The 22,054-nt window shown below is 74.5% G+C and carries 18 protein-coding genes and 1 pseudogene; 5 read left to right on the top strand and 14 right to left on the bottom strand.

From position 1 onward, the window contains the following. Positions 1 to 19 precede the first annotated feature (19 nt). Positions 20 to 2,998 carry a hypothetical protein gene (locus ACH495_RS07800; protein ID WP_396856936.1) on the bottom strand — a complete coding sequence of 993 codons (2,979 nt, stop codon included), beginning with the start codon at positions 2,996 to 2,998 and terminating at the stop codon, positions 20 to 22. Positions 2,999 to 3,146: 148 nt separating this feature from the next. On the opposite strand from ACH495_RS07800, the gene ACH495_RS07805 reads away from it, so the two are divergent. Further along, on the top strand, positions 3,147 to 3,785 hold the full coding sequence (locus ACH495_RS07805; RefSeq protein WP_107161786.1) for a TetR/AcrR family transcriptional regulator: 639 nt from the start codon (positions 3,147 to 3,149) through the stop codon (positions 3,783 to 3,785). A 66-nt stretch (positions 3,786 to 3,851) separates the two neighbouring features. Continuing rightward, positions 3,852 to 4,079, top strand: a complete 228-nt coding sequence (locus ACH495_RS07810; RefSeq protein WP_107161788.1) for a DUF3107 domain-containing protein — start codon at positions 3,852 to 3,854, stop codon at positions 4,077 to 4,079. A 46-nt stretch (positions 4,080 to 4,125) separates the two neighbouring features. Here ACH495_RS07810 and ACH495_RS07815 read toward each other — a convergent pair whose 3' ends face one another. Then, the gene (locus ACH495_RS07815) at positions 4,126 to 4,767 is read right to left on the bottom strand and encodes a ferritin-like fold-containing protein (protein ID WP_396856937.1); all 642 of its coding nucleotides are present in this window, start codon (positions 4,765 to 4,767) and stop codon (positions 4,126 to 4,128) included. Between the two features lie 283 nt (positions 4,768 to 5,050). Here ACH495_RS07815 and ACH495_RS07820 point away from each other — a divergent pair, with 283 nt between their 5' ends. Both ACH495_RS07820 and ACH495_RS07825 read left to right on the top strand, forming a co-directional pair. Beyond that, a complete protein-coding gene (locus ACH495_RS07820) occupies positions 5,051 to 6,727 on the top strand; it encodes a DEAD/DEAH box helicase (RefSeq protein WP_396856938.1) in 1,677 nt (558 codons plus the stop codon). 204 nt (positions 6,728 to 6,931) lie between these two features. Continuing rightward, positions 6,932 to 8,089, top strand: coding sequence for a class I SAM-dependent methyltransferase (locus tag ACH495_RS07825; protein ID WP_396856939.1), 1,158 nt, complete (start codon positions 6,932 to 6,934; stop codon positions 8,087 to 8,089). Here ACH495_RS07825 and ACH495_RS07830 read toward each other — a convergent pair. After that, positions 8,086 to 8,517 carry a hypothetical protein gene (locus ACH495_RS07830; protein ID WP_396856940.1) on the bottom strand — a complete coding sequence of 144 codons (432 nt, stop codon included), beginning with the start codon at positions 8,515 to 8,517 and terminating at the stop codon, positions 8,086 to 8,088. The two genes, ACH495_RS07825 and ACH495_RS07830, sit on opposite strands and share 4 nt — an antisense overlap. A gap of 186 nt (positions 8,518 to 8,703) precedes the next feature. On the opposite strand from ACH495_RS07830, the gene ACH495_RS07835 reads away from it, so the two are divergent. Further along, positions 8,704 to 9,123: a helix-turn-helix domain-containing protein gene (locus tag ACH495_RS07835; protein ID WP_107161798.1), complete on the top strand. Its 420-nt coding sequence runs from the start codon at positions 8,704 to 8,706 to the stop codon at positions 9,121 to 9,123. A 16-nt stretch (positions 9,124 to 9,139) separates the two neighbouring features. On the opposite strand, the gene ACH495_RS07840 is transcribed toward ACH495_RS07835, so the two are convergent. The 11 genes and pseudogenes from ACH495_RS07840 to ACH495_RS07890 all read right to left on the bottom strand — a co-directional run bounded on the left by ACH495_RS07840 (position 9,140) and on the right by ACH495_RS07890 (position 22,002). Next, positions 9,140 to 10,180 carry a hypothetical protein gene (locus tag ACH495_RS07840; RefSeq protein ID WP_396856941.1) on the bottom strand — a complete coding sequence of 347 codons (1,041 nt, stop codon included), beginning with the start codon at positions 10,178 to 10,180 and terminating at the stop codon, positions 9,140 to 9,142. Continuing rightward, positions 10,173 to 10,403, bottom strand: coding sequence for a heavy-metal-associated domain-containing protein (locus tag ACH495_RS07845; RefSeq protein WP_107161800.1), 231 nt, complete (start codon positions 10,401 to 10,403; stop codon positions 10,173 to 10,175). Before ACH495_RS07845 ends, ACH495_RS07840 begins: the two co-directional genes overlap by 8 nt. A gap of 166 nt (positions 10,404 to 10,569) precedes the next feature. Then, complete coding sequence (locus tag ACH495_RS07850; RefSeq protein WP_396856942.1) at positions 10,570 to 12,690, bottom strand: DEAD/DEAH box helicase; 2,121 nt, start codon at positions 12,688 to 12,690, stop codon at positions 10,570 to 10,572. A gap of 9 nt (positions 12,691 to 12,699) precedes the next feature. Then, positions 12,700 to 12,990, bottom strand: a complete 291-nt coding sequence (locus ACH495_RS07855; protein ID WP_396856943.1) for a hypothetical protein — start codon at positions 12,988 to 12,990, stop codon at positions 12,700 to 12,702. Positions 12,991 to 13,123: 133 nt separating this feature from the next. Next, positions 13,124 to 13,675, bottom strand: a pseudogene (locus tag ACH495_RS07860) (SDR family NAD(P)-dependent oxidoreductase); the annotation flags it as partial. A 93-nt stretch (positions 13,676 to 13,768) separates the two neighbouring features. After that, positions 13,769 to 14,887: a branched-chain amino acid ABC transporter permease gene (locus ACH495_RS07865; protein ID WP_396856944.1), complete on the bottom strand. Its 1,119-nt coding sequence runs from the start codon at positions 14,885 to 14,887 to the stop codon at positions 13,769 to 13,771. Next, positions 14,884 to 15,774: a branched-chain amino acid ABC transporter permease gene (locus ACH495_RS07870; RefSeq protein ID WP_396856945.1), complete on the bottom strand. Its 891-nt coding sequence runs from the start codon at positions 15,772 to 15,774 to the stop codon at positions 14,884 to 14,886. The genes ACH495_RS07865 and ACH495_RS07870 overlap by 4 nt, the downstream gene beginning before the upstream one ends. Further along, positions 15,771 to 16,499 carry an ABC transporter ATP-binding protein gene (locus ACH495_RS07875; protein ID WP_396856946.1) on the bottom strand — a complete coding sequence of 243 codons (729 nt, stop codon included), beginning with the start codon at positions 16,497 to 16,499 and terminating at the stop codon, positions 15,771 to 15,773. Before ACH495_RS07875 ends, ACH495_RS07870 begins: the two co-directional genes overlap by 4 nt. Continuing rightward, positions 16,496 to 17,239 (bottom strand): ABC transporter ATP-binding protein, encoded by a 744-nt coding sequence (locus ACH495_RS07880; RefSeq protein ID WP_396856947.1) that lies wholly within the window; start codon positions 17,237 to 17,239, stop codon positions 16,496 to 16,498. Before ACH495_RS07880 ends, ACH495_RS07875 begins: the two co-directional genes overlap by 4 nt. 4 nt (positions 17,240 to 17,243) lie before the next feature. Next, on the bottom strand, positions 17,244 to 18,446 hold the full coding sequence (locus ACH495_RS07885) for a substrate-binding domain-containing protein (RefSeq protein ID WP_396856948.1): 1,203 nt from the start codon (positions 18,444 to 18,446) through the stop codon (positions 17,244 to 17,246). A 289-nt stretch (positions 18,447 to 18,735) separates the two neighbouring features. Beyond that, complete coding sequence (locus tag ACH495_RS07890) at positions 18,736 to 22,002, bottom strand: VWA domain-containing protein (protein WP_396856949.1); 3,267 nt, start codon at positions 22,000 to 22,002, stop codon at positions 18,736 to 18,738. Positions 22,003 to 22,054 lie beyond the last annotated feature (52 nt).

Genomic DNA, 22,054 nt, shown 5'->3' on the forward strand with positions numbered 1-22,054 from the left:
CCCGGCCGCACCACGCCCCCTAAGTGATCAGCGCCTCCAGGCGCCGGTTCACCGCGGCCAGGGTGGCCCGGACCACGGCCTGCCGCGCATCGCCCGCGACCAGGGCCGAACCGACCAGCTGCTCCACCCACCCGTCGCAGACCAGCAGCACCACCACGGTCGCCACCTCGCAGTTGCCGAACGGCACCACGGCGGCGTGCTCGACGAAACACCGGCCCCGCTCGCCCGCCGGCAGGGCCGGGCCGAGCAACTCGTCCACCGCGGCGGCCGCGGCCACCGCGCAGAGCCGGAGCACGTACCCGTCGACGGCCGGCCCGGTCGCGTGCCCGTCGGCCGTCCGGTCCCCGGCGAGCAGGCGGACCTCCGTGGTGGCGTCCAGGCCGAACGTGCTCACCAGGACGTGGTCGATCACCACCCGGGGGCCGGGCGCGCCACCCGGATCCAGCGGTCGCGACGGCGCGGTCTCCGTCGTGGTCATCTGCCCACCCGAGTACGACGTGCCGAGCGTGACCGGGCTGCCGGTGGACATCCCGGTGGGCGCGGCGGCCAGCGACGTCTCGTCCACCGTCGCCCGGCCCCGGTGGGTGGCCAGCCGGCGCCGGCGCGGCGGCTCACCACCCGGTTCGGCACCGTCCCCCGGCACGTCGAGCGACCGGCCGAAGCGCGACTCCGCCCCGCCGAACCGGCCCTCGCCGGAGCGGTTCTCGGCCGGCCGGTTCGACGCCGGCCGCACCCCGCCAGCACGCGCCGGCACGTCCTCCTCGGCGGGACCCGACGGGGTGACGCCACCCTCCGGAGCGCCCGACTCGTCGTCGGCGCGCGGCGCACCGGGACGGGACTCGGTCGGCGGCGCCTCGGCGATGCGGTCGGCACGCCCGGCGGACCGGCGGCGGACCGGCGGCGGCGGCACGGCCGGCGCGCCGGGCAGGTTCTGCGGGGCGGCGGCCAGACCCATCCGCTCCTGGAGCAGGCGGGCCACCAGCCGGCTCACCTCGGCCGGGTCGGCGCCGTCGGCCAGGTCCAGCCGGAGACTGTGCGCGCCGGCCGGGGTGCGGCGGAGCGCGGCGTCCCGGACGCCGGCCACCTCGCGCACCGCGTCCAGGATCGCGTTGACGTCGAAGCCCTCCGGTCGCTCGCGTAGCGGTGCCGGTTCGTCGTCCCGACGCAGGTGGGTGGCGATGCGGGCCAACTCCGGGGTCTCGGCGGACGGTTCCACGGCCGGCGGCTCCGGCACGACCGGCACGTCCGGCTCGGCGGGGACACGCTGCGGCAGCACCGCCGGGGCCGGCTCGGCCGCCTCCGGCCCGGCGACCACCTCGGCGGCCGACGCCGGCTCCGGGGCGGACCGACGGGCCGCGTAGGGCGGGGCGCTCGTCGGGCGCGGCGCGGGGGGCGGGTCGAAACGCGCAGCACCGCCCGTCGCGGGGACGCCGGCCGGCTCGCCGTGCGCCGGATCCGGTGCGTGGTGCGGCCCGTCGGCAGGCTCACCGACGGCCCGGGCGGCCGGCAGCGGAGCGTACGCCGCCGGCGGTGGACCGGCCGGCGCCTCGCGCTCCCGGGGGACCGGCGGCGCGCCGGCCGGCTCGGGACGGGCGCCGAACGGGGTCACCGGCACCGGCGGGCCGGCCCAGGAGGGTCGCTCGGCGGGCGGCTCCTGCCCGGACCGGGGCTCGGCGTCCTCGCGGGGCAGCCGGAACGGCCGGGTCGCCTCGGTACGCGGCGGCTCGTGCGCGGCGGCCGGCTCCGCCCGCACCGCCTCGTAGGGCCGGACCGGCTCGTACCCGCTGGTCGGATCGACGGCGGCCGGCTGGTAGCCGGTGGGCGGATCGACGCGGGCCGGCTGGTAGCCGGCGGGCGGATCGACGCGGGCCGGCTGGTAGACGGCGGGCGGATCGACGCGGGCCGGCTCGTACGGCCGCATCGGCTCGGGCGCCCACTCGGACGCGCGGTCCTCGCGGGCGGCGCGGCGGCCGGTCGGCTCGTCGTCACCGGCCCGCCGCTCGGCCGGCGTGTCGTCGCGGGCGGACCGGCGCCCGGCCGGATCGTCGCCGCGGGCCGGGCGGTAACCGGCTGGCGCGTCGTCGCGGGTCGGGCGGTGCCCGGCCGGATCGTCGCGGTTCGGGCGGTGCCCGGCCGGATCGTCGGCGCGGGCCCACGGCGGGGCCCAGCCGTCGCCCCAACTCGGGCGGTTCCAGGATGGTCCGGGCCACTCCGGCTCACCCGCCGGCCCCGCGCCCGGGTCGTCCGGCGCGGCGGCCCGGGGATCGGCGGCGATCCGCTGCCCCTCGGAGGTCTGGGCCTCGACCGGCTGGTGCTCCACCGGGGCGTGCTCGGCCCGCCCGGGAACCGTCGCCGACGGTTCGACCGGGCCGCGGTCCGACCAGTCCCGGTGCAGGGCGGGGTCGACGGTCGGGGCGTGGTAGCCGGGCGGCACCTCGAAGCCGGACGCGGCGGCGCCGACCGGCGGCACCTGGAGCGCCGGGGGCGCGGACGCCGGACCGCTCTCGGCCCAGCGGGGCGTCCGCCCGGCGGACGTGTCGTCCGAGGCGTGCCGGGAGCCGGCGGAGTCGGCCATCGTGGGCCGCTGCTCGATCGCGGGCGCGGGGCGCGGGGCGGGCACGGCCAGCCGGTCGCCGTCGGTCTCCCGTGGCGGCTCGCCCACGGGCGGGGCACTCACCGGCGCCTGGCGGGTCACGGGCGACTCCTCCCCGGCGTGGTGCACGCCGTTGACGTGGCGACCATTGACGCGGGCCGGCGACCCCTCGGCCGGGTGGCCGGGCAGCGGGGCCGGCAGGTCGCCGTGGCGGGGCGAGGACGCGGCCCAACCGCCGCCGCCGAGATCGCCGTAGGGCCAGCCACCGGGCGCCGGGGCGCCGCGGGACCAGCCGTCCGCCGGGGGCGCCCATCCGCCGCCGGTGCGGGCCGGGTCGTCGTGCTGGCCCGTCCCGTCGCCGTGCTCTCCCGGGGTGGCGGCTCCGGGTTGCCCTGTTTCACTCACCGCGCGCTCCTTGGTCGCCCCCGCTGAGGCTACCGTGTGGTGACAGTGGCGATAAGTTACAGCGGCGGGCCAATTCCGCGACGGGTTCACGAACCCGGACCGGTTCGGGCGATACGTGCCGGCTCGACGCAGATACTCGGAGGTTCCCATGACCGCAGTGGGGAACGGTGCACACACGGCCGGCCGGCCCACCCGCCTGCCCCGCTCGGCGCGCCGCAAGCAGCTGCTCGCCGCTGCCCAGGAGGTGTTCGTCGCGCACGGCTACCACGCCGCCGCGATGGACGACATCGCCGAGCGGGCCGGCGTCTCCAAGCCCGTTCTCTATCAGCACTTCCCCGGGAAGATGGAGCTCTACCTGGCGCTGCTGGACACGCACTGTGACGCCATCGTGGCGAAGGTGCACGACGCGATGCGCGGCACCAACGACAACAAGGAGCGGGTCGGCGCCGCAGTGCGGGCCTACTTCGACTTCGTCGACCACGAGAGCGAGGCGTTCCGACTGGTCTTCGAGTCGGACCTGCGCAACGACCCGGCCGTGCGGCAGCGGGTGGAGCGGGTCGAGCAGGGCTGCATCGCGGCGATCACCGACACCATCATCTCGGACACCGGGGTGAGCCGGGCGCACGCCGAGCTGCTCGCGTCCGGTCTGGTCGGCGCCGCGGAGACCGCCGCGCAGTTCTGGCTGGCGGGCGGCCGGCAGGTGGCCAAGCCGGAGGCGGAAGCACTGGTCGCGGCGCTGTCGTGGCGCGGCATCGCCAGCTTCCCGCTGCAAGGTGAGTCAGCCTGACCATCGCGCCGCCCGATCGGATAGCCTTCCCACGGCGGCTCTTTCGCCCCAGTCAGAGGAGGCACAGTGGAGGTCAAGATCGGCGTGCAGTACGCGCCGCGGGAGCTGGTCCTGGAGAGCGCGCAGTCGCCGGCCGAGATCGAGCAGATCGTGACCGACGCCTTCGCCGGGAGCGAGGGCACGCTCTCCCTGACCGACGAGAAGGGCCGGCGGGTCATCGTGCCGGTCGGCAAGGTCGCCTACGTCGAGATCGCGGAGGCCTCGCCCCGCGCGGTCGGGTTCACCGTCCGCTGATCCACGTCGCACCGGTCGCCGTGGCGGGGAGACCCGCCGCGGCGACTCAGTTGTTCAGCCCGGCCGCCGACATCCGCGCGGTGTGCGCCTCGGTCAGCCGGCGCAGCAGTGACGGCACGTCCCCGCCGGTCCGCCGGAGCAACGTGGCGAGCGCCCCCCGGTCGGCGGCGGCGACGCGGCCGGCCTGCGAGAGCGCCTCGCCGAGCAGCCGGCGGGCCCACATCGAGAGCCGGCCGGCCGCCCTCGGGTCCGCCTCGATCGCGGCCCTGATCTCGGCGGCGGCGAACTCCGCGTACCGGGAGTCGTGCAGGACGTCGAGCAGCAGCGCGCGGTCCGGCCCGGCCAGCCCGTCGGCGATCCCGCGCAGGAAGTCGTCGGTGATCGCGTCGCCCACGTACGCCTTGGTCACCGCCTCCGCCCAGTCCCGCGGCTCGGTCGAGTCGTGGTACGCGCGTAACGCCTCGACGTAGGGGGCCATCGCCTCCTCGGGGGCCACGCCCAGCGCGGCGAGGCGGTCGGTGAGCCACCGGTAGTGCGCCATCTCGGCCGCGGCCATCTCGCTGAGCGCGGCCCGGCGTCGCAGGTCGGGGGCGAGCCGCGCGTCGGCGGCCAGCCGGTCGAAGGCGAGCAGTTCGCCGTACGCGACGAGGCCGAACAGGTCGGCGGCTGCGGGATCGGGGGCGGGCACGAGCGCAGGCTACCGCCCGCTCGCCTGTGGCGCAGGTCACATGAAGCGCCCCCGGATGCCCGGCCGGCACCCGGAATCGGGACGGCCCGGAGGCCGTTCAGGTAAGATGAGGCAGTTGCCGTGGGCACCGACCTGGTCAGCATCGCTGATCAGCCCCGGTCCCCGGCGCGCGTGCGGCCCGGTCCGGCTCGGCGAAACCGCCCCCGACCGCGTGGCCCGCGCCAAACCGTTCGCGCCCTGAGGACATGAGGGGCGCACCACGAGAGGGCACCCCCACATCCACATGAGTGAGCAGAGCATCGGCCAGCCACTGGCCCCCACCGCTCCGGTCCCGCCGGAGGCACCCACGTTCGCCGCGCTCGGCGCCCGTCAGGAGACCGTCGAGGCACTCGCCGCCGCGGGCATCACCCGCGCCTTCGCCATCCAGGAATACGCGCTGCCGATCGGCCTGCGCGGTGTCGACCTGATCGGGCAGGCCCCGACCGGCACCGGCAAGACGCTCGGCTTCGGCATCCCGCTGCTCGAGCGCGTCTTCGCCCCGTCCGAGGGGAGCGACGGCGTGCCCCAGGCACTCGTCGTCGTCCCCACCCGCGAGCTGGGCATCCAGGTCGCCAAGGACCTCGACGCCGCCGGTCGCACCCGGGGCGTCCGTGTGCTGCCGATCTACGGCGGCGTGGCGTACGAGCCGCAGATCGACGCGCTGCGCAAGGGCGTCGAGATCCTGGTCGGCACGCCCGGCCGCCTGCTCGACCTGCAGAAGCAGAAGCACCTGCGGCTCGACCGGGTCCGCGCGCTCGTCCTCGACGAGGCCGACCGGATGCTCGACCTGGGCTTCCTGGACGACGTCGAGAAGATCCTGGCGATGCTGCCGGAGGACCGGCAGACCATGCTCTTCTCGGCCACCATGCCGGACCCGATCGTGGCGCTGTCCCGGCGGTTCCTCCGCCGGCCGGTGACCATCCACGCCGGGCACACCGCCGAGACCGGCCCGTCGCCGCAGACCCAGCAGCTCGCCTACCGCACCCACTCGATGAACAAGGTCGAGATCGTGGCGCGGATCCTGCAGGCCGAGGGTCGCGGGCTGACCATGATCTTCTGCCGCACCAAGCGGGCCGCCGACCGGGTCGCCGAGGATCTCGACTTCCGCGGCTTCGCCGTGGCGGCCGTGCACGGTGACCTGGGCCAGGGTGCCCGGGAGCGGGCGCTGCGGGCGTTCCGCGCCGGCAAGATCGACACGCTCGTCGCCACCGACGTGGCGGCCCGGGGCATCGACGTCACAGGCGTCACGCACGTGATCAACTACGACTGCCCCGAGGACCAGGACACCTACACCCACCGGATCGGCCGCACCGGCCGGGCCGGGGCGACAGGTGTCGCGGTGACGTTCGTCGACTGGGACGACATGCCCCGCTGGCGCATCATCGACAAGACGCTCGGGCTGGACATGCCCGAGCCGCCGGAGACCTACCACACCTCCCCGCACCTCTACACCGACCTGGACATCTCCCGGGACGTCAGCGACACCCTGCCGACCGCCGCGCGCACCCGCGCCGGGCTGTCGGCCGAGGTCGAGGAGGACCTGGGCGGCGGCCGGTCACGGCGGGACGGCCGGCGCGGCGACAGCCGTGGCGACAGCCGTGGGCGCGGCGGGGACCGCAGGCGTGGACGCGGCGACCAGGCCGGTGACGCACCCGCCGACAGCGGGGCGACCGCGGTCGCGACGGACGAGGGCACCCGTACCCCGCGCCGGCGTCGTCGCCGCCGGGCCGGGGAGACGGTGGCCGGCGAGCAGCCGACCGCGGTGGTCGCCACCGAGGGCGCGACGGAGCAGCCCACGGCCCTCACCGCCACCGCCACCGCCGACGGCGAGACCGCGACCAAGCCGCGCCGTCGCCGGCGTCGCCGCGGCGGAAGCGGCACCGGCACGGCCGCCGAGGCGACCGCCGCCACCACCGACTGACCAGCACACACACGACGGCCCCCGGACCCACTCCGGGGGCCGCTCCCTGTCCCACCCCACCCTGCCCCGCCCCACCCCCCACCTCGTCGATCATGAAGTTGGCGGCCACCCGCCCGGCGTGTCGCGCCGTCAACTTCATGATCGACCGGGGCGAGGTGAGGGCGAGAGCGGGTGCGGGAGGGCAGGAGGACGGGAGGAACAGGGATGGCGGAGGCGTTGGACGCGGCGCTGCGGGAAGTGCGGGCGCTGCTGCTCGACCCGGGTCTGACCCGGGCGGTGGCCGCCGGCCGGCAGCGAGGGCAGCGGCCCTCGGTGGTCCGCGCGGAACTGCGCCCGGTCACGCTCAAGGCCGGCGCCCGGTTGCAGATCGCCACCTCCGACGGCGCCCGGCCGCACACCCGGAACCTCACCCCCGGCAGCGAGGAGGCCGGCACGGCCGTCGACGAGCTGCTCGCCGAGCCGTTCGGCAACTGGCACGTGGAGACCACCAACACCACGCTCCAGCTCCGGGTGACCAAGTCCGGCGAGGCGCAGGTGCACCGCGCCGCGGCCAGCCGGCCGGTCGCCGAGCCGGGCGGGCACGACCGGGCCAAGGACTGGCTGCTCGACCCGGGCGACCCGCTGTTCGCCGCCATCGGCGGCACGGCGGCCAAGCGCCGCCAGGTCGACGCGTTCCTCCGCGCGCTCGCCGCGACCCTGCCGGACGACCTCACCGGCCCACTGCGCGTGGTGGACCTGGGCTGCGGAAACGCCTACCTGACCTTCGCCGCCCACCGCTACCTGACCCGGCGCGGCCTGGACGTGACGCTGGTCGGCGTGGACGTCCGGGAGGACCAGCGCCGCCGCAACACCGAGCTGGCCGAACGGCTGGGCTGGGCCGATCGGGTGAGCTTCGTCGCCGGCACCATCGCGCAGGCGCCTGTCGAACCGGCTCCGGACCTGGTGCTGGCGCTGCACGCCTGCGACACGGCGACCGACGAGGCGCTGGCCCGGGCCGTGCGCTGGGGTGCCCGCTGGGTGCTCGCCGCCCCGTGCTGCCACCACGACCTGGCCGCCCAGCTCCGGGCCCGGCCCGCACCCGCGCCGGACGGACTGCTCATCCGGCAGGGCATCCTGCGCGAGCGGTTCGCCGACGTGCTCACCGACGCGCTGCGGGCCGGGCTGCTCCGGCTGCACGGCTACCGCGCCGAGGTGGTGGAGTTCGTCGACTCCCAGCACACCCCACGCAACCTGCTCATCCGGGCGCGACGGACGGCCGGTGCGCCGACCGACGACCAGCGGGCCGAATATCGCGAGTTGGTGGACCGGTGGGGGGTCACGCCCCGCCTGGAGACGCTGCTCGCCGAGCCGAACCCGGCCTAGCGGCGCCGCTCGCCCCGGTTGCGGTCGCCGCGGTCCAGCGCCGACACCCGCTCACCGGGGCCCCGGTTGGTGGCCCGTTCGCTGTCCTGCGACACGGTCGGGAACGGCACCACCTTCGCCGGCTGGTCGGAGTTGCCGGCGGCGGCGAACGCGTTCCAGGAGATGTCGACAAGCAGTCGCTTCAGCTCGGCATGCCGGGCGGCGGCGTTGCGCTGGAGCGCCATCCGCGCCCCCAGCACCACGCCGACCAGCGTGGTGCAGACGGCACCGGTCGCGGCGATCAGGTGCACGCCCTCCGCCGGGTCGCCCTGCGCGGCCAGCACCAGCAGCCAGATCCAGAAACCGAGTGCGAACACGCCGGCCTTGGCCACGAAGAAGAGGCTCACCGCGCCAGGACGGTGCGGGACGGGGCGGTCCGGCTCGGCCATGCTGCTCCTTCGAAGTCGCTGCCGGGAGGGTTCATCCAGCTTAGTTGACAGTTCGCAACTGTTCACGCTTCGCCGGTCCCGCCCATGGGACCTTCCGACCGATCAGTCAGTTACTTCTTCCCCCGGGCGTATTAGGCTCGGGGCGCAGAGCCGGGCGCACCGGCGGAAGGGGACAGCCGAGGAGGGATGGGCTCCGCAGAGGTTTCGCCGCAGATGGCCTTCGCACGCTTCGTGCGACGGGCCATCGACGACGCGCGTGAGGAGCGCGGCTGGACGGTGACCGACCTCGCCACCCACACCGGCGTCGGCCGCTCCACCGTGTTCCGCTGGCTGGCCGGCGACTGGCAGGACTATCCCGAGCTGGCCAAGGTGCGTGGCTTCTGCGCCGCCCTAGACCTGCCGGTGGCCGCCGCGTTCCGGGCCCTGGGCCTGCCCGACGCCGGAGCGGTGCCCCGGCGGCGCGCCGCCGAGGACGGCCCGGTGGAGGCGGACGTGCGGGTGATCCTGGAACGGCTGGCCGACCCGAACGTCCCCGCCGAGGAGAAGCACCACATCCGCGACCTGCTGCGCTACCTGGCCCGCCGCCCGGTCCGCCGGGCCGGCTGACCCGCCGGCCGGCCGGTCACGTGACGGTCAGCGTGAACTCGGCGGTCCGCACCACACCACCGACCTGGAAGTCCAGGAACATCCGGTAGCGGCCCGGCCCGGGCGCGGTCAACCAGAACGTCACCGCGTCGCCGTCCCGCACCGGCTCCGGGTGGACGTGCAGATAGCCGAGATCACCCTCGCGCAGCGCCACTAGGTGGCCGAACGCGCCCAGGTACGGCTCCAGGGGCGCGGTCGCGCCGCCGGCACCGGTGACCCGGAACCGAAACGGCACCGACCGTCCCACGTCGGGCGTGCCGGTGTACGCCACGGTGAAGCCGTCGACAGTGGCCGACGTGGCCGGGGCGGGCAGCGGCCGGGGCCGGTAGCCGCCCGGCACGTCCAGGTCGGCGCCGAGCACGACGGCGACCTGCCGGCCGTCGTCGGCGACGGCGGTGAAGTCCGCGTACATCCGCCAGACGCCCGGCTCGGCGGGCGTCAACGGGACCGACCAGGTGCCGTCGGCGGCCATCGTCGGGTGCAGGTGCTGGTAGCCGGTGAGGTCACGGCGGACCACGATCACGTGCATCGGCTTGTCGTGCACGACGGCGAACCGGGTCACCGCCCGACGCTTGTCGTCGCGAACCTGGAACCGCAGGTCACCGGCGCGGCCGGCGGTCAGCTCCCCGGTCGACGGGACGAGCGTGTAGCCGGCCGAGCTGATCGACAGGCCGGTCGCGCCGTCGCCACCGCCCTGGGTGACAGTGGCCCCGTCGTGCGCGTGCGCGCCGGTCCCGGGCGCGTGGGAGTGGTCGCCACCGGCGGGAGCGCCACCGGCCGGGGCCGTGCCGGCCGGGGCCGCGCCGCCGGCCGGGTTCGCCGGCGGGTTCAACCGACCGAGCCCGAAACCCAGCAGTACGGCCAGCACCAGGCCGCCCACCACCAGGGCGAGCCGCACGGTCTCCCGGTCCACCACCGCCGGCCCCACTCCACCGGTGCCCGGCGCGGGATCGTCGAAGCCCGACGCGGGGCGGTCGACGCCGGGCGCGGGACCGGTGAGGGACGACGACTCAGGCAACGCCGCCGGCCAACTCGTAACCCGCCTCGTCGACGGCGGCGCGGACGGACTCCACCGGCAGCGGGGCCGCGCTGGTGACCGTGGCCGTGCCACCGACGAGGTCGATCCGGACCTCCTCGACGCCGGGCAGCGCGGACAGCTCCCCGGTCACCGCGCGGACGCAGTGTTCGCAGGTCATCCCGGTCACGGTGTACGTCTGGACGACGGGTCGCTGCTCGGTCATGGCCCCACCGTACCGCCGGCCGCGGCCCCCGCCGACGACGGCCGCGCGAACGGTGGCCCGGCTCGCACCCGGCCGCACGGCGATCCCCGCGCGCGGGAGGAACACGGTTGTTAAGCGGGGCCCCTTCCTATGCAGAATGCGTTAAGCGGGGGCCCCGCCTTACACCTCAGCCGGCTACGGCGAGCGCCAGCGGCAGCACGTCCGGCGTGCCGGCGCGACGCAGCAGCCGCGCCACCACGCCCATCGTCCAGCCGGAGTCGACCAGGTCGTCGACGAGCAGCACCGGCCCGTCCAGCGTGGGCAACGCGTCGGCCAGCTCGTCCGGCAGGCGGAACGCGTCGTGCAGCGCGCGTACCCGCTGGGCGCTGTTGCCGCGCGGCCCGCCGGCACCGGCCGGACCGGTCGGGATCACCACGCCGAGCAACGGCAGCCGGCCGACCGCGGCGATCCGCTCGGCCAGCGAGCCGACCAGCAGCGGCCGGGTCCGGGAGCCGACCGCGACCACGCCGGCCGGGCGGCGCGGCCACGGGTCGTCACCGTGCGCCCACGCCTTCAGCACCTCCACCACGGCCGCCGCCACGTCGTCGGGCACCGGGCCGTCCGGCGCGTCCGGCCCGACCAGGCCCCGCAGCCGCCCGCCCCACCCCAGGTCCGACAGGCGGCCCACGGCCCGGCCGGGCAGTGCCTGCTCCGCCGGGGGAATGCGGCCCTTCAGGGGTACGCCGACCGCGTCCAACCCGGTCGGCCAGAGCTTCTTCGGCGCGATCTGGACGCCGGGGCGGCCGAGGAAGGTCTGCGCGGCGGTGAGCGCCTCCGGTGAGACCTCCGCGTCGAACAGCGGCCCGGCGCAGTTGTCGCACCGGCCGCAGTCCGCCGCCCCGGTGTCGTCGAGCCCTTCCCGCAGGTAGCGCATCCGGCAGCGGGACGTGTCCGCGTACTCCCGCATGGCCCGCTGCTCGGCGGCGCGCGCGTCGGCGACGCGTCGCAACCGGGCCTCGTCGTAGACCCACGGCTCGCCGGTGGCGAGCCAGCCGCCGCGCACCCGGCGGACCGCGCCGTCCACGTCGAGCACCTTGAGCATCAGCTCCAGCCGGGCCCGGCGCAGGTCGACCACCGGTTCCAGGGCCTGGGTGGAGATCGGCCGCTCGGTGTCCAACGCGGCGAGCACGGCGCGGACCTGCTCCTCCGGCGGGAACGCGAGCGAGGCGAAGTAGCGCCAGATGGCCGCGTCCTCGACGCCGGGCAGGAGCAGCACCTCGGCCTGCTCGACGGCCCGGCCGGCGCGGCCGACCTGCTGGTAGTAGGCGATCGGCGACGGCGGCGCGCCCAGGTGCACCACGAAGCCGAGGTCGGGCTTGTCGAAGCCCATGCCGAGCGCGCTGGTGGCGACCAACGCCTTGATCTTGTTGTCGAGCAGGTCCTGTTCGGCGGCGCGGCGGTCGGCGTCCTCGGCCTGCCCGGTGTAGGACGCCACCGACCAGCCCCGGCCGCGGAGGAAATCGGCCGTCTCGGTGGCCGCGGCCACGGTGAGCGTGTAGACGATCCCCGAGCCGGGCAGCCGGTCGAGGTGGTCGGCCAGCCAGGCCAGGCGGTGGGCCGGGCTCGGCAGGTCGAGTACGCCGAGGCGCAGCGACTCCCGGTCCAGCGTGCCGCGCAGCACCAGCGCGTCACCCAACTGCTCGGCCACGTCGCGGGTGACCCGGGCGTTGGCGGTGGCCGTGGTGGCGAGCACCGGCGTGCGCTCGGGCAGGTTGGCCAGGAACGTCCGCAACCGGCGGTAGTCGGGGCGGAAGTCGTGCCCCCAGTCGGAGACGCAGTGCGCCTCGTCCACCACCAGCAGCCCGGTGGTGGCGGCCAGCTTCGGCAGCACGCCGTCCCGGAAGTCCGGGTTGTTGAGGCGTTCCGGGCTGATCAGCAGCACGTCGACCGCCCCGGCGTGGATCTCGGCGGTGATCTCGTCCCACTCGTCCAGGTTGGCGGAGTTGATGGTGCGGGCCCGGATGCCGGCGCGGGCGGCGGCGTCGACCTGGTTGCGCATCAACGCCAGCAGCGGCGACACGATCACCGTCGGCCCGTGCTCGCCGCCGTCCCGCAGCAGCGCGGTGGCCACGAAGTAGACGGCCGACTTGCCCCAGCCGGTGCGCTGGACGCAGAGCACCCGCCGCCGATCGACCACCAGCGCCTCGATGGCGCGCCACTGGTCCTCGCGCAGCCGGGCGTGGTCACCCGCCAGCCGCCGCAGCACCGCCTCGGCGCGTTCCCGGACGGCGTTCCGATCCTGGCTCATCCGGCATTTCTACCAGGGGCGGCGGGTACGGCCGGCGGGCCGGGCGGGCCGACGCGGAGGTCTCCTTCGACTTCGACTGGCAGGCACCGAGTTGACGTCGACGAGACCACCGTCGTCGTACGCGCGGGGCCGGTCGGGCCGGCCGATGCGCAGCTCGCCGCGCGCCGACGGGTAGTGGTGGAGCAGGTAGCGGGCGTGCTCCCGGCGCTGCCGGCGGGCGGTCGCGGGCGGCCGGTACCGCCGGAGGCCGCGCAGCCAGGCCAGGAGCCGACCGTTGAGCAGCACCACGGGCAGGACCACGGACAGGACCAGGTGAACAGCCAGGTGAAGCCGATCACGTCCTCGATGGTGTCGAACTCCTCCGGCTCCTGCTCGGCGCTGAACACCACCAGGAACCCCACGGCCACGCTCAGGTAGTAGCCCGCCGCGGCGTTCAGCGGCCGAGGACGGAGCCGCCGTTGACGCCGAGGACCTGACCGGTGACGTAGCCGGCCGACGGGCCGACCAGGTAGCGCACCGCGGCGGCGATGTCGTCCGGCACGCCGGCGCGGCCGACCAGGGTGGCCGCCACCCGCTTGGCGTGTCCCTCCGGCGTCATCCGGTCGCCGAAGAACTCGGTCTCGGCGACGTATCCGGGGCTGACCACGTTGACTGTGATCTGGTCCGGGCCGAGCTGCCCGGCCAGGTGGTACGCCCAGCCGTGCAACGCCGCCTTGGCCGCCGAGTAGGGCCCGCCCCCGCCGCGTTGGGCGGCGATCGAGCTGAGCAGGACCACCCGCCCGCCGGGGCGGCGCAGGGCGGGCAGCAGCGCCTCGGTGAGCAGGACCGCGGTGAGCACGTTGGCGTCGAGGTTGGCGCGCCACCAGGCGGCCACCTCGTCGAGCGTGCCGGTGGGCCCGCCGAGGTAGCCCCCGGCGTTGTTCACCACCGCGTCCACGGTCCGCTCCCCGACCGCGTCGACCACGGCCCCGACCTGCCCCGGGTCTCTCCCCGACCTCGTCGATCAAGAAGTTTGCGTCATTTTAAGCCGGTGGGCCGACGCGAACTCCTTGATCAACGAGGCGGGGCGGGGCGGGGGTCAGCGGGGTGGGCGGGGTGGGCGGAGGGCGGTCACCAAGGGGGTCAGGCGGGTGCGCAGGCTGGCCAGGCCGCCGGGGAAGAAGTACACCGCCAGGATGAACACCGTGCCCAGGACGAACAGGGGCTGGCTCAGGGGGTGGCTCAGGAACGCCGGGAGGGCGTTCACGGCGTCGCTGCTGCCGAACGCGGTCAAGCGGTGGTCCAGGTACATGTAGAGGATGCCGCCCAGCACCGGGCCCCAGCGGGTGCCCGGACCGCCCAGCACCACCATGACCAGCAGCGAGAGCGTCAGCTCGGACGACGTGATGTGCGGGCTGGCGCCGCCCACGATCAGCACGTAGACCACCCCGCCGGCGCTGGCCAGGCCACCGGCCAGCGTGAACGCGACGAGCTTGAACCGGTACGGGTCGAGCCCCAGCACCCCGATCCGCCGTTCGTCGTCGCGCAGCCCGGCCAGCACCCGCCCGGTCGGCGAGCCGCTGACCCGGTGCACCACCAGCACCACCAGCGCCAGGTACGCCAGCGCCAGCCAGTAGAGGTTGACCGTGTTGGTGACCCCGACCAGCGCCGACGGCAGCCCGGACACGTCCAGCGGCAGGCCCTCCTCGCCGCCGGTGAGCCCACCGAAGTCGCGGGCCACCAGGATCGCCCCGACCTGCGCGAAGGCCAGCGTCACCATGGCGAATGCGATGCCCACGGTACGCAGCGCCACGGCGCCGAGCAGCGCGGCGAGCGTGGTGCCGCCGAGCACGGTCAGCACGGCGGCCTGCCACAGCGGCAGCCCGGCCTTGGTGATCAGCACGTCGGTGCCGTAGACGCCGGCGGCGAAGTAGAGCGCGTGCCCGAACGAGAGCATGCCGGTGCGCCCGAACAGCAGGTCGTAGCCAGCCGCGAGACCGCCGAAGACCAGGCAGATGGCGAGCAGTTGCAGCGTGCCCGGCGAGTTCAGCGGGCCCTCGAAGATGCCGGGCAGGTTGAGCGTCGAGTACGGCAGGATCGCCGCCACCACCAGCGCGACCACCGGCAGGTACGGACGCAGCCCGTGCCAGCGGGAGTGCCCGGGCGTCAGTTCGTCGGGCACCTGCGCCAGGGGCGCATCAACCACCGAGTTGGTCATGCGTGAGCCACCTTTCCGGCCAGGCCCTGCGGACGCAGCAGCAGCACCACCGCGAGCAGGCCGACCACGCACAGGTCACCCAGCCCGGACGTGCCGTAGTAGTTGACGAACTGTTGCAGCAGTCCCACCGCGACCGCCGCGTACGCGGACCCGACCACCGAGCCCATCCCGCCGATCACCACCACGATGAACGCGAAGATCAGCAGCGAGCCGCCCTGGCCGGGTGAGACGGTGCCGAAGTAGACGCCGCCGAGCGCGCCGGCCAGCGCGGCGGCGGCTCCGCCGATCGCGAAGACCAGCGTGAACGCCTTGCGCACGTCGATGCCGAGCGCGGTGACCATCTCCCGGTTCTCCACCCCGGCCCGGATGATCAGGCCGTACCGGGTCCAGCGCAGGAACGCCAGCAGCGCGCCGAGCACCAGCACGGCGGCGACGATCAGCAGCAGCCCGGCGTTCGGCACCTGCGCGCCGAGCACCGCTGTCACGTTCCGGCTCCAGTCGGGGCGCGGGAACGGTCGCGGGTCCGCGCCCCAGGTGGCCTGGAGCAACGCCACGCCGGCCAGCGACAGGCCGACGGTGACCAGCACCTGTTCGATGGTGCGGGAGTAGAGCGGCCGGATCAGCACCAGCTCCACCAGCACCGCGACCAGTGAACCAGCCAGCACGCCGAACAGCACCGCGACCACGAAGCCGACCCCGTCCGGCCCGGCACCGGGCAGGTTGCCCGCCGCCCACCAGGTCGCGTACGCGCCGACACCGAGGAAGAGCCCGTGCGCGAAGTTGAGCACGTCGGCGAGGCCGAAGACCAGGGACAGGCCGGAGGCGACCAGGAAGTAGAGCGCCGCCAGGCCGAGCCCGGTCAGCGTCAGCAGGACCACCGTGTTCACGAGTGCACCTCCGCAGCGCCGACTCCGAGCAGCGACCTGGTCAGCGCGGTCTCCAGCAGCAGCTCGCGCGCGTCGCCGGTCCAGGCGACCCGGCCGGCGGAGAGCACCACCGCGTCGCGCGCGAGCCGCCGCACCACCGCCAGGTTCTGCTCGACCAGCAGCACCGGCACGGATTCCGCGACCCGTTCCAGCACCTTGGCCACCTCGGTCACCACCTTCGGCGCCAACCCCTTGGTCGGCTCGTCGACCAGCAGCAGCCGGTTGTCGTTGAGCAGCACCCGGCCGATGGCGAGCATCTGCTGCTGCCCGCCGGAGAGCGAACCGGCCCGTTGCCGTCCGCGCCGGTCCAGCTCCGGGAAGAGCGCGAAGACCTTGTCGTACGCCGGGGTGGTGCCGCGCCGTTCGGCCAGCCGCAGGTTCTCCGCGACGGTGAGGCCGGCGAAGACGCAGCGGTCCTCCGGCACGTAGCCGAGGCCGCCGCGGACCAGCCGGTGGGTGGGGCGGGCGAGCAGGCTCCGCGCGCCCATCCGCACGGTGCCGCGCACCTCGCCGCCCCTGGGGGTGAGCCCGACGATCGCGCGCAGCGTGGTGGTCTTGCCGACACCGTTGCGCCCGAGCAGCACGGTGACGCCGGTCGGCGCCACCTCGAACGACACGCCCTGGAGGATGTGCAGCCCGGCGATCCGCACGGACAGGTCCTCCACCGACAGCACAGGCTCACTCATAGGGATTCCCCCAGGTACGCCTCCTGCACGGTGGCGTTGGCCATCACCGTGTCCGGGGTGTCGCAGGCCAGCAGCGCGCCGTGGTGCATCACGGCGATCCGGTCGGCCAGTTCCAGGATCACGTCCATGTGGTGTTCCACCATGAGCACCGCCCGGCCACTGTCCCCGGTCAACGACTTGATCACGTGGACCAGTTCCGGCACGTCCTCGGCGCTCACCCCGGCCATCGGCTCGTCCAGCAGCATCACCCGGGGCTCCCCGGCGAGCAGCAGCGCGATCTCCAGCTTGCGTTTCTCGCCGTGGGCGAGCGTGCCGGCCAGCGCCGTACCCCGGTGGTGCAGGCCGACCCGGTCGAGCGCCGCGTCGGCGGCGGCGGCCACCTCCCGGTCGGCCGCCGCCCGCCGCCACAGCTTCATCGAGCCACCCCGGTGCGCCTGTACGGCGAGCCGGACGTTCTCCCGCACCGTCAGCGAACCGAAGACCGAGGACGCCTGGAAGGTACGCCCCAGGCCGCGCCGGGCCCGCCGGTGCACCGGGAGCGTGGTGACGTCCGCCCCGTCCAGCAGAACCGTGCCCTCGGTGGGCCGGCGCAGGCCGGTGATCAGGTTGAACAGCGAGGTCTTGCCGGCGCCGTTGGGCCCGATCACGCCGAGGAACTCCCCCGGCGCCAGATCGAGGTAGACGGAGTCGACGATGGCGACCTCACCGATCCGCCAGGTCAGACCGCGGGTGGCGAGCACCTGCTCAGCCCTTCATCTGCGCGACCGGCGGCGCGCTCTCGTCACCGGTCAGGGTCTTCTGCGCGGTCGCGGTGAACGCGGTGCCGCTGCCGGTGAGCTTGGCCTGGTACATCGGCTGGAGCAGCGCGTGGTCCTCGGCGCGGATCTTCATGGTGCCCTTGACGCCCTCGAACTCCCAGCCCTCCAGCGCGGTGACCATCTTCTCCACGTCGTCGCCGCCTTCCTGCACGGCGCGCACGACCATCTGCGCGGCGGCGAACCCGTCCGGGTGGAACAGGTCGAGCGTGCCGCCGGCGATCTTCGCCTTGGCGGCCTTGGCGGCCTCGGTGTCGCTGGCCCCGTCGAAGTAGTGCGACAGGAACGAGATCTTGCTGCCGGCCGCGCCGAACGTCGGCCAGGAGGCGCGGATGTCCAGGCCGGTGACGACAGTGGTGGTGGCGAGCACGCCCTGCTGGTCGAGCGTCTGCCACATGGCGCCGGCGGTGGTGCCGGCCCAGGCGACGAAGAGCAGGTCCGGCTTGGCGGCCTTGATCTGGCTGGCGAACGGCGTGAACTCGGTGGCGCTGGCCGGCGCGCGGACGCTGCTCACGGTCGCGCCGGCACCGCCGATGACGGCCTTGACGGCGGTCTCGTTGGCGTCACCGAACGCGCCGTCCTGGGCGAAGACGACTACCTTCTTGCCGGCCGCGTCGCCGATGAACGACTTGGCGGTCACCACGTCCTGCCAGGACTGCCGACCGGACCGGAACGTGTACTTGTTCGCGCCGGTCACCGCGTCGGTGGCGGCCGGGCCGGAGATGAACAGCACCTTGTTCTGCGCGGCGATGGGGGCCACCTGGAGCGCCACCCCGGAGGCGGTGGACCCGGCGATGATCTTCGCGCCCTTGCCGATCAGGTCCTTGGCGGCGGAGACGGCCTTGGCGGGGTCGCCCGCGTCGTCGGCCTCGGTCAGCTCGATGGTGCGGTCACCGACCTTGCCGGTGCCCTTGGTGGCGAAGTCGAGGCCGGCCTTGAATCCCTCGATGTACTGCTTGCCGTAGCTGGCCAGCGGTCCGGACTGGGAGTAGACCAGGCCGACCTTGACCGGCGCGGCGTCGCCGCCGCCGGAGGCGGTGTCCTGCGGGCTGCCACAGGCGGTGGCGGCCAACGCGGCCGCCATCATCGTGGCGGCGGAAAGGAACACCCGTCGCGTGTGCCGGAACGTCATTGCGACTCCAGGTGAGGACAGGGGAATGTCAGTTGTCGGCTCACGCTAGAAGTGACGTCACCCACGGGCTATGTGGTCGGCGCACACAAGTCTCCGGGGCGGGATGGCCGCGCGTTACAACGTCGGACACCACCTCGTAACCCCACCGACCCGGGATGGCCCGCTCCACCACGCGGGGCGTGGCGGGAATGTCGGGCCGGACCATCGTGCCCGGACGCACGGCGGCCCGGTGGGTGAGTCCCACCGGGCCGTCGTCGCGGTCAGCCGGTCACCGGCCGACCCCCACTCCTCACATCGTCCGGCGTCGTCGCCAGCCCAGGACGGTCAGCACCACGCCGGCCGTCATCGCCAACGCTCCGCCACCGATCAGCCCGGTCACCTTCATGCCGGTGACCGGCAGGTGCTTGCCGGGATGGAACGGCGGGAACGGCTTCTCCGCCATCCGGTTGGTGAAGGTGCAGGTGATGTCCTGCCCCCGCGCCGGGGTGACCACGCCGTCCACCACCGGCACCCGGGTGTCGGTGCCGGTGAGCACGCACTCCGGCGGCCCGACCTGCTGGTAGCCCTTCGGGCCACCGGACTCGCTCAGCCGGTACCCGACGCCGACCTGCACCGGCACCGAGGTGACCTCGGGACTGCCGGACTGCCCGCTGATCGGGGTCGCCGCGTTGTTCGGCGCCGCGGTGAGCGTCCAGTCGGTCGGTGCGGCCTTGCCCCAGACCTTCTTCACCAGGGTCAGGTGCGCCGCGTTCGGGTCGAGCTGCCCGTTGCGCCAGGTGCAGGTGTACGCGCGACCCGCGGCCGGGGTGAGCACGTTGCCCGGGGTGGGCGCCGGCTCGCCGGTGTCGTTGAAGACGCAGCGCAGCTCCGTCAGCTCGTACCCGGCCGGACCGCCGCTCTCGCTGAGGCCGTACGGCACGCCGGCCGCCACCTCGGCGTCGGTCACCGCCGGCTCGCCGCTGCGCCCGCTGACCGGGTTCGCCCCGGAACCCTGGGGCGGGGTGGCGCTGAGCACCCAGTCGGTCGGCTTCGCGGTGCCGCCGAAGGTGTTCGCCACCTCCTTGACCAGGGTGACCCGACCGGTGGCCGGGGGCACCGGCACGTCGGCGTTGACGAACGTGCAGGTGACGTCCTGCCCGAACGTCGGCGTCAGCACGTTGCCCGGCGTCTCGACCGGTGTGGAGGTGCCGGTGAGCACACAGGTCGGCGTGCCGACCTGCTCGTACCCGGTCGGGCCGTCACTCTCGGCGAGCGTGTAGCCGAGGTTCGGGTTCACCGCCGCCTTCGTCACCGCCGGCTCGCCGCTGCGGCCGGCGACCGGCGTGGCGGAACCGGCCGGCGGGGTGGCGCTGAGCACCCAGTCGGTCGGCTTCGCGGTGCCGCCGTGGGTGTTGCGCACCTCCTTGACCAGGGTCAGTAGTGCCGGCTGGGCCTGGTTGACCGCGATGCAGACCACCGTCTGGCCGATCTGCACGGCGACCTGGCCGTTCTCGCCGCCGAAGTCGGGGTTGACCCCCGGCCCGCTGCGGTCGCGCACCCCGCAGCTCCAGCTACCGGTGGCCGGCGGCTCGATCACCGCGCCCGGCACCACGGTCTGGGTGAAGCCGGGGACGGTGCTCTCGCCGAGCGCGTAGACGGCGCCCGCGACCACCGGGCGGGCCGGGTCGCCGCTCTTCACGGTGAACCCGTTCGGCCCGTATGCGGTCAGGTCCCAGGCCGTTGCCGGCGGCGCCGGCGGGCCATACGGGTTCTGCACGGACTTGGCCAGGATCAGCTTCGTCTCGCAGGTCACCGTGTTGGTGATCTGGTAGGTGTTGGTGCCGGCGGCGAGCGTCTGCGCACCGAGGTCGCCGCTGGCCGTGTTGGTGCAACCGGGCGGCAGCGCGGTGATCTTCTCATCGATGACGACCGACTGTCCCGCCTGGAAGGTGCTGTACGCGACGCCCCAGGCCGGCTGGTCCACGCCGGGCAGCACCAGCGCGGCCTGGATGGAGACGTCCTGCTGCGGGTCCGGGACGCGCTGCCCGTTGACCACCCAGGTCTTGTTCACCACCACGGTCGCCGGCTGCGGCTCGGCCTGGTTGATCATCGTGCAGGTCACCGCGTCGTTGGCGAGCGCGTTGACGCTGAACCCGAAGTCGCCGTTGTTGGCGACCAGGACCGGTTGGCCGCTGGCCGTGCAGGTGGCGTTGACGCCGCCCTGCTGCACCAGGGTGTACCCGGACTGCGGGGTCTCCGCGATCGCCACCGCCCGGCTGGGCTGCCCGTTCAGGTCGACCGCGAGGTTGACCGCGCCGGTGGAGGTGTCGGTGACGGCGCTCGGCGGCGTGACGCCGGTGCTGCTGGACGAGATGGTCCAACCACCGGTCGGCTGCGGGTCACCGCCGCCCGGCGGGATCACCATCTTGACCACGCTGACCGTGGCCCGGCAGTTCTTCAGGGCGAGTTCCCGGAAGACGGCGGCGAGCTGGTCGTAGTCGGTCTGGTAGTAGTCCGAGTTGGCGACCGGTCCGGAGATCGCGACCAGGTTGTCGGGTGCGCCGGAGACACCGGCGCCCACACCGACCGCGACGACCCGGGTGCCCTTGGCCTTGACCGCGTTGGCGGAGAAGATGCCGTTCTCCACCTCGACGAACCGGGTGAAGCTGCCGGGGCCCTGGACCGGCGGCGGGCCGTACACGGTGGGGTTGCCGTCGGTCAGGATGATCACGGCGTCGTAGTCGTAGGGCGCGGCGGCGATCTGCCACAGCCCCTGGTCCCAGTTGGTGGTGCCGCCGGAGGTGAGGCCGTTGATCGCGGTCTTGACCGTGTTCGCGCCGGCCTGGTCGGAGACCGGCACCGGGTTGAGCACCGCGTTGGCGTTGGTCGCGAACGTGTAGAGCCCGATCTCCGACGGGGTGCCGGTCAGGGCGTCGACGAAGCCGTTCGCCGCGCTCTTGACCGTGGGCAGGTCGGGCGTGATGGAGCCGGACACGTCGATCAGCAACGCGACGCGCAGGCCGCAGGAGGCGGGCAGGGCCGGGTTGTCCCGTTCGTCGGCCCACACCGCGCCACGCGCGGTCCGGTTGCTGTTCCCGGTGGTCACCGCCGGGAAGGTGTACGTCCGGTTGTTGGCCACCGCCCCGGTGAACACCCCGTTGTACGGGGTGGACTGGTACGGCGCGCTGCCGCCGTTGCCGGTGACCAGGCTGTCGATGACCCGCCAGCCGCTGGGCGCGCTGCGCTCGACGATCCAGTAGCCCTGGTTCGTGCCGGTGCGTCCCGGCACGTCGACCGCGCACTTGCCGGTGGCGTCGGTGGTGCAGGACGCGTCCGGTGTCGCACCGGGGCCGGGCCGGGTGCCGCTGACGCCCGCGTAGAAGTCGAAGGTGGCGCCGGCCAGCGGCCCCACGGTCTGTTCACCGGTGCGGTCGCCGCCCTTGTTGACGACGAGCGTCGCGTGGGTGGCGTCGGCGGCGCGGGCCGGCGTGGCCCCCTGCGGCCCGACCAGCGGCAGCAGGCCGCCCACCAGAGTCAGGGCGGCGGTGGCGCACCATCGCCGCCGCGCACGTGTCATCTTGAGAATGGACATTCACAACCCCCGTACATGCCTGCCCTTGGTCGCAGGA

Source organism: Micromonospora sp. NPDC018662 (assembly GCF_044391475.1).
Lineage (GTDB): Bacteria > Actinomycetota > Actinomycetes > Mycobacteriales > Micromonosporaceae > Micromonospora.

Coding starts and splice junctions, on each gene's coding strand:
- ACH495_RS07805 (WP_107161786.1), top strand. CDS start 3,147: ATGACCGCAGTGGGGAACGGTGCACACACGGCCGGCCGGCCCACCCGC.
- ACH495_RS07820 (WP_396856938.1), top strand. CDS start 5,051: ATGAGTGAGCAGAGCATCGGCCAGCCACTGGCCCCCACCGCTCCGGTC.
- ACH495_RS07825 (WP_396856939.1), top strand. CDS start 6,932: ATGGCGGAGGCGTTGGACGCGGCGCTGCGGGAAGTGCGGGCGCTGCTG.
- ACH495_RS07830 (WP_396856940.1), bottom strand. CDS start 8,517: ATGGCCGAGCCGGACCGCCCCGTCCCGCACCGTCCTGGCGCGGTGAGC.
- ACH495_RS07835 (WP_107161798.1), top strand. CDS start 8,704: ATGGGCTCCGCAGAGGTTTCGCCGCAGATGGCCTTCGCACGCTTCGTG.
- ACH495_RS07845 (WP_107161800.1), bottom strand. CDS start 10,403: ATGACCGAGCAGCGACCCGTCGTCCAGACGTACACCGTGACCGGGATG.
- ACH495_RS07850 (WP_396856942.1), bottom strand. CDS start 12,690: ATGAGCCAGGATCGGAACGCCGTCCGGGAACGCGCCGAGGCGGTGCTG.
- ACH495_RS07865 (WP_396856944.1), bottom strand. CDS start 14,887: ATGACCAACTCGGTGGTTGATGCGCCCCTGGCGCAGGTGCCCGACGAA.
- ACH495_RS07875 (WP_396856946.1), bottom strand. CDS start 16,499: ATGAGTGAGCCTGTGCTGTCGGTGGAGGACCTGTCCGTGCGGATCGCC.
- ACH495_RS07885 (WP_396856948.1), bottom strand. CDS start 18,446: ATGACGTTCCGGCACACGCGACGGGTGTTCCTTTCCGCCGCCACGATG.
- ACH495_RS07890 (WP_396856949.1), bottom strand. CDS start 22,002: ATGACACGTGCGCGGCGGCGATGGTGCGCCACCGCCGCCCTGACTCTG.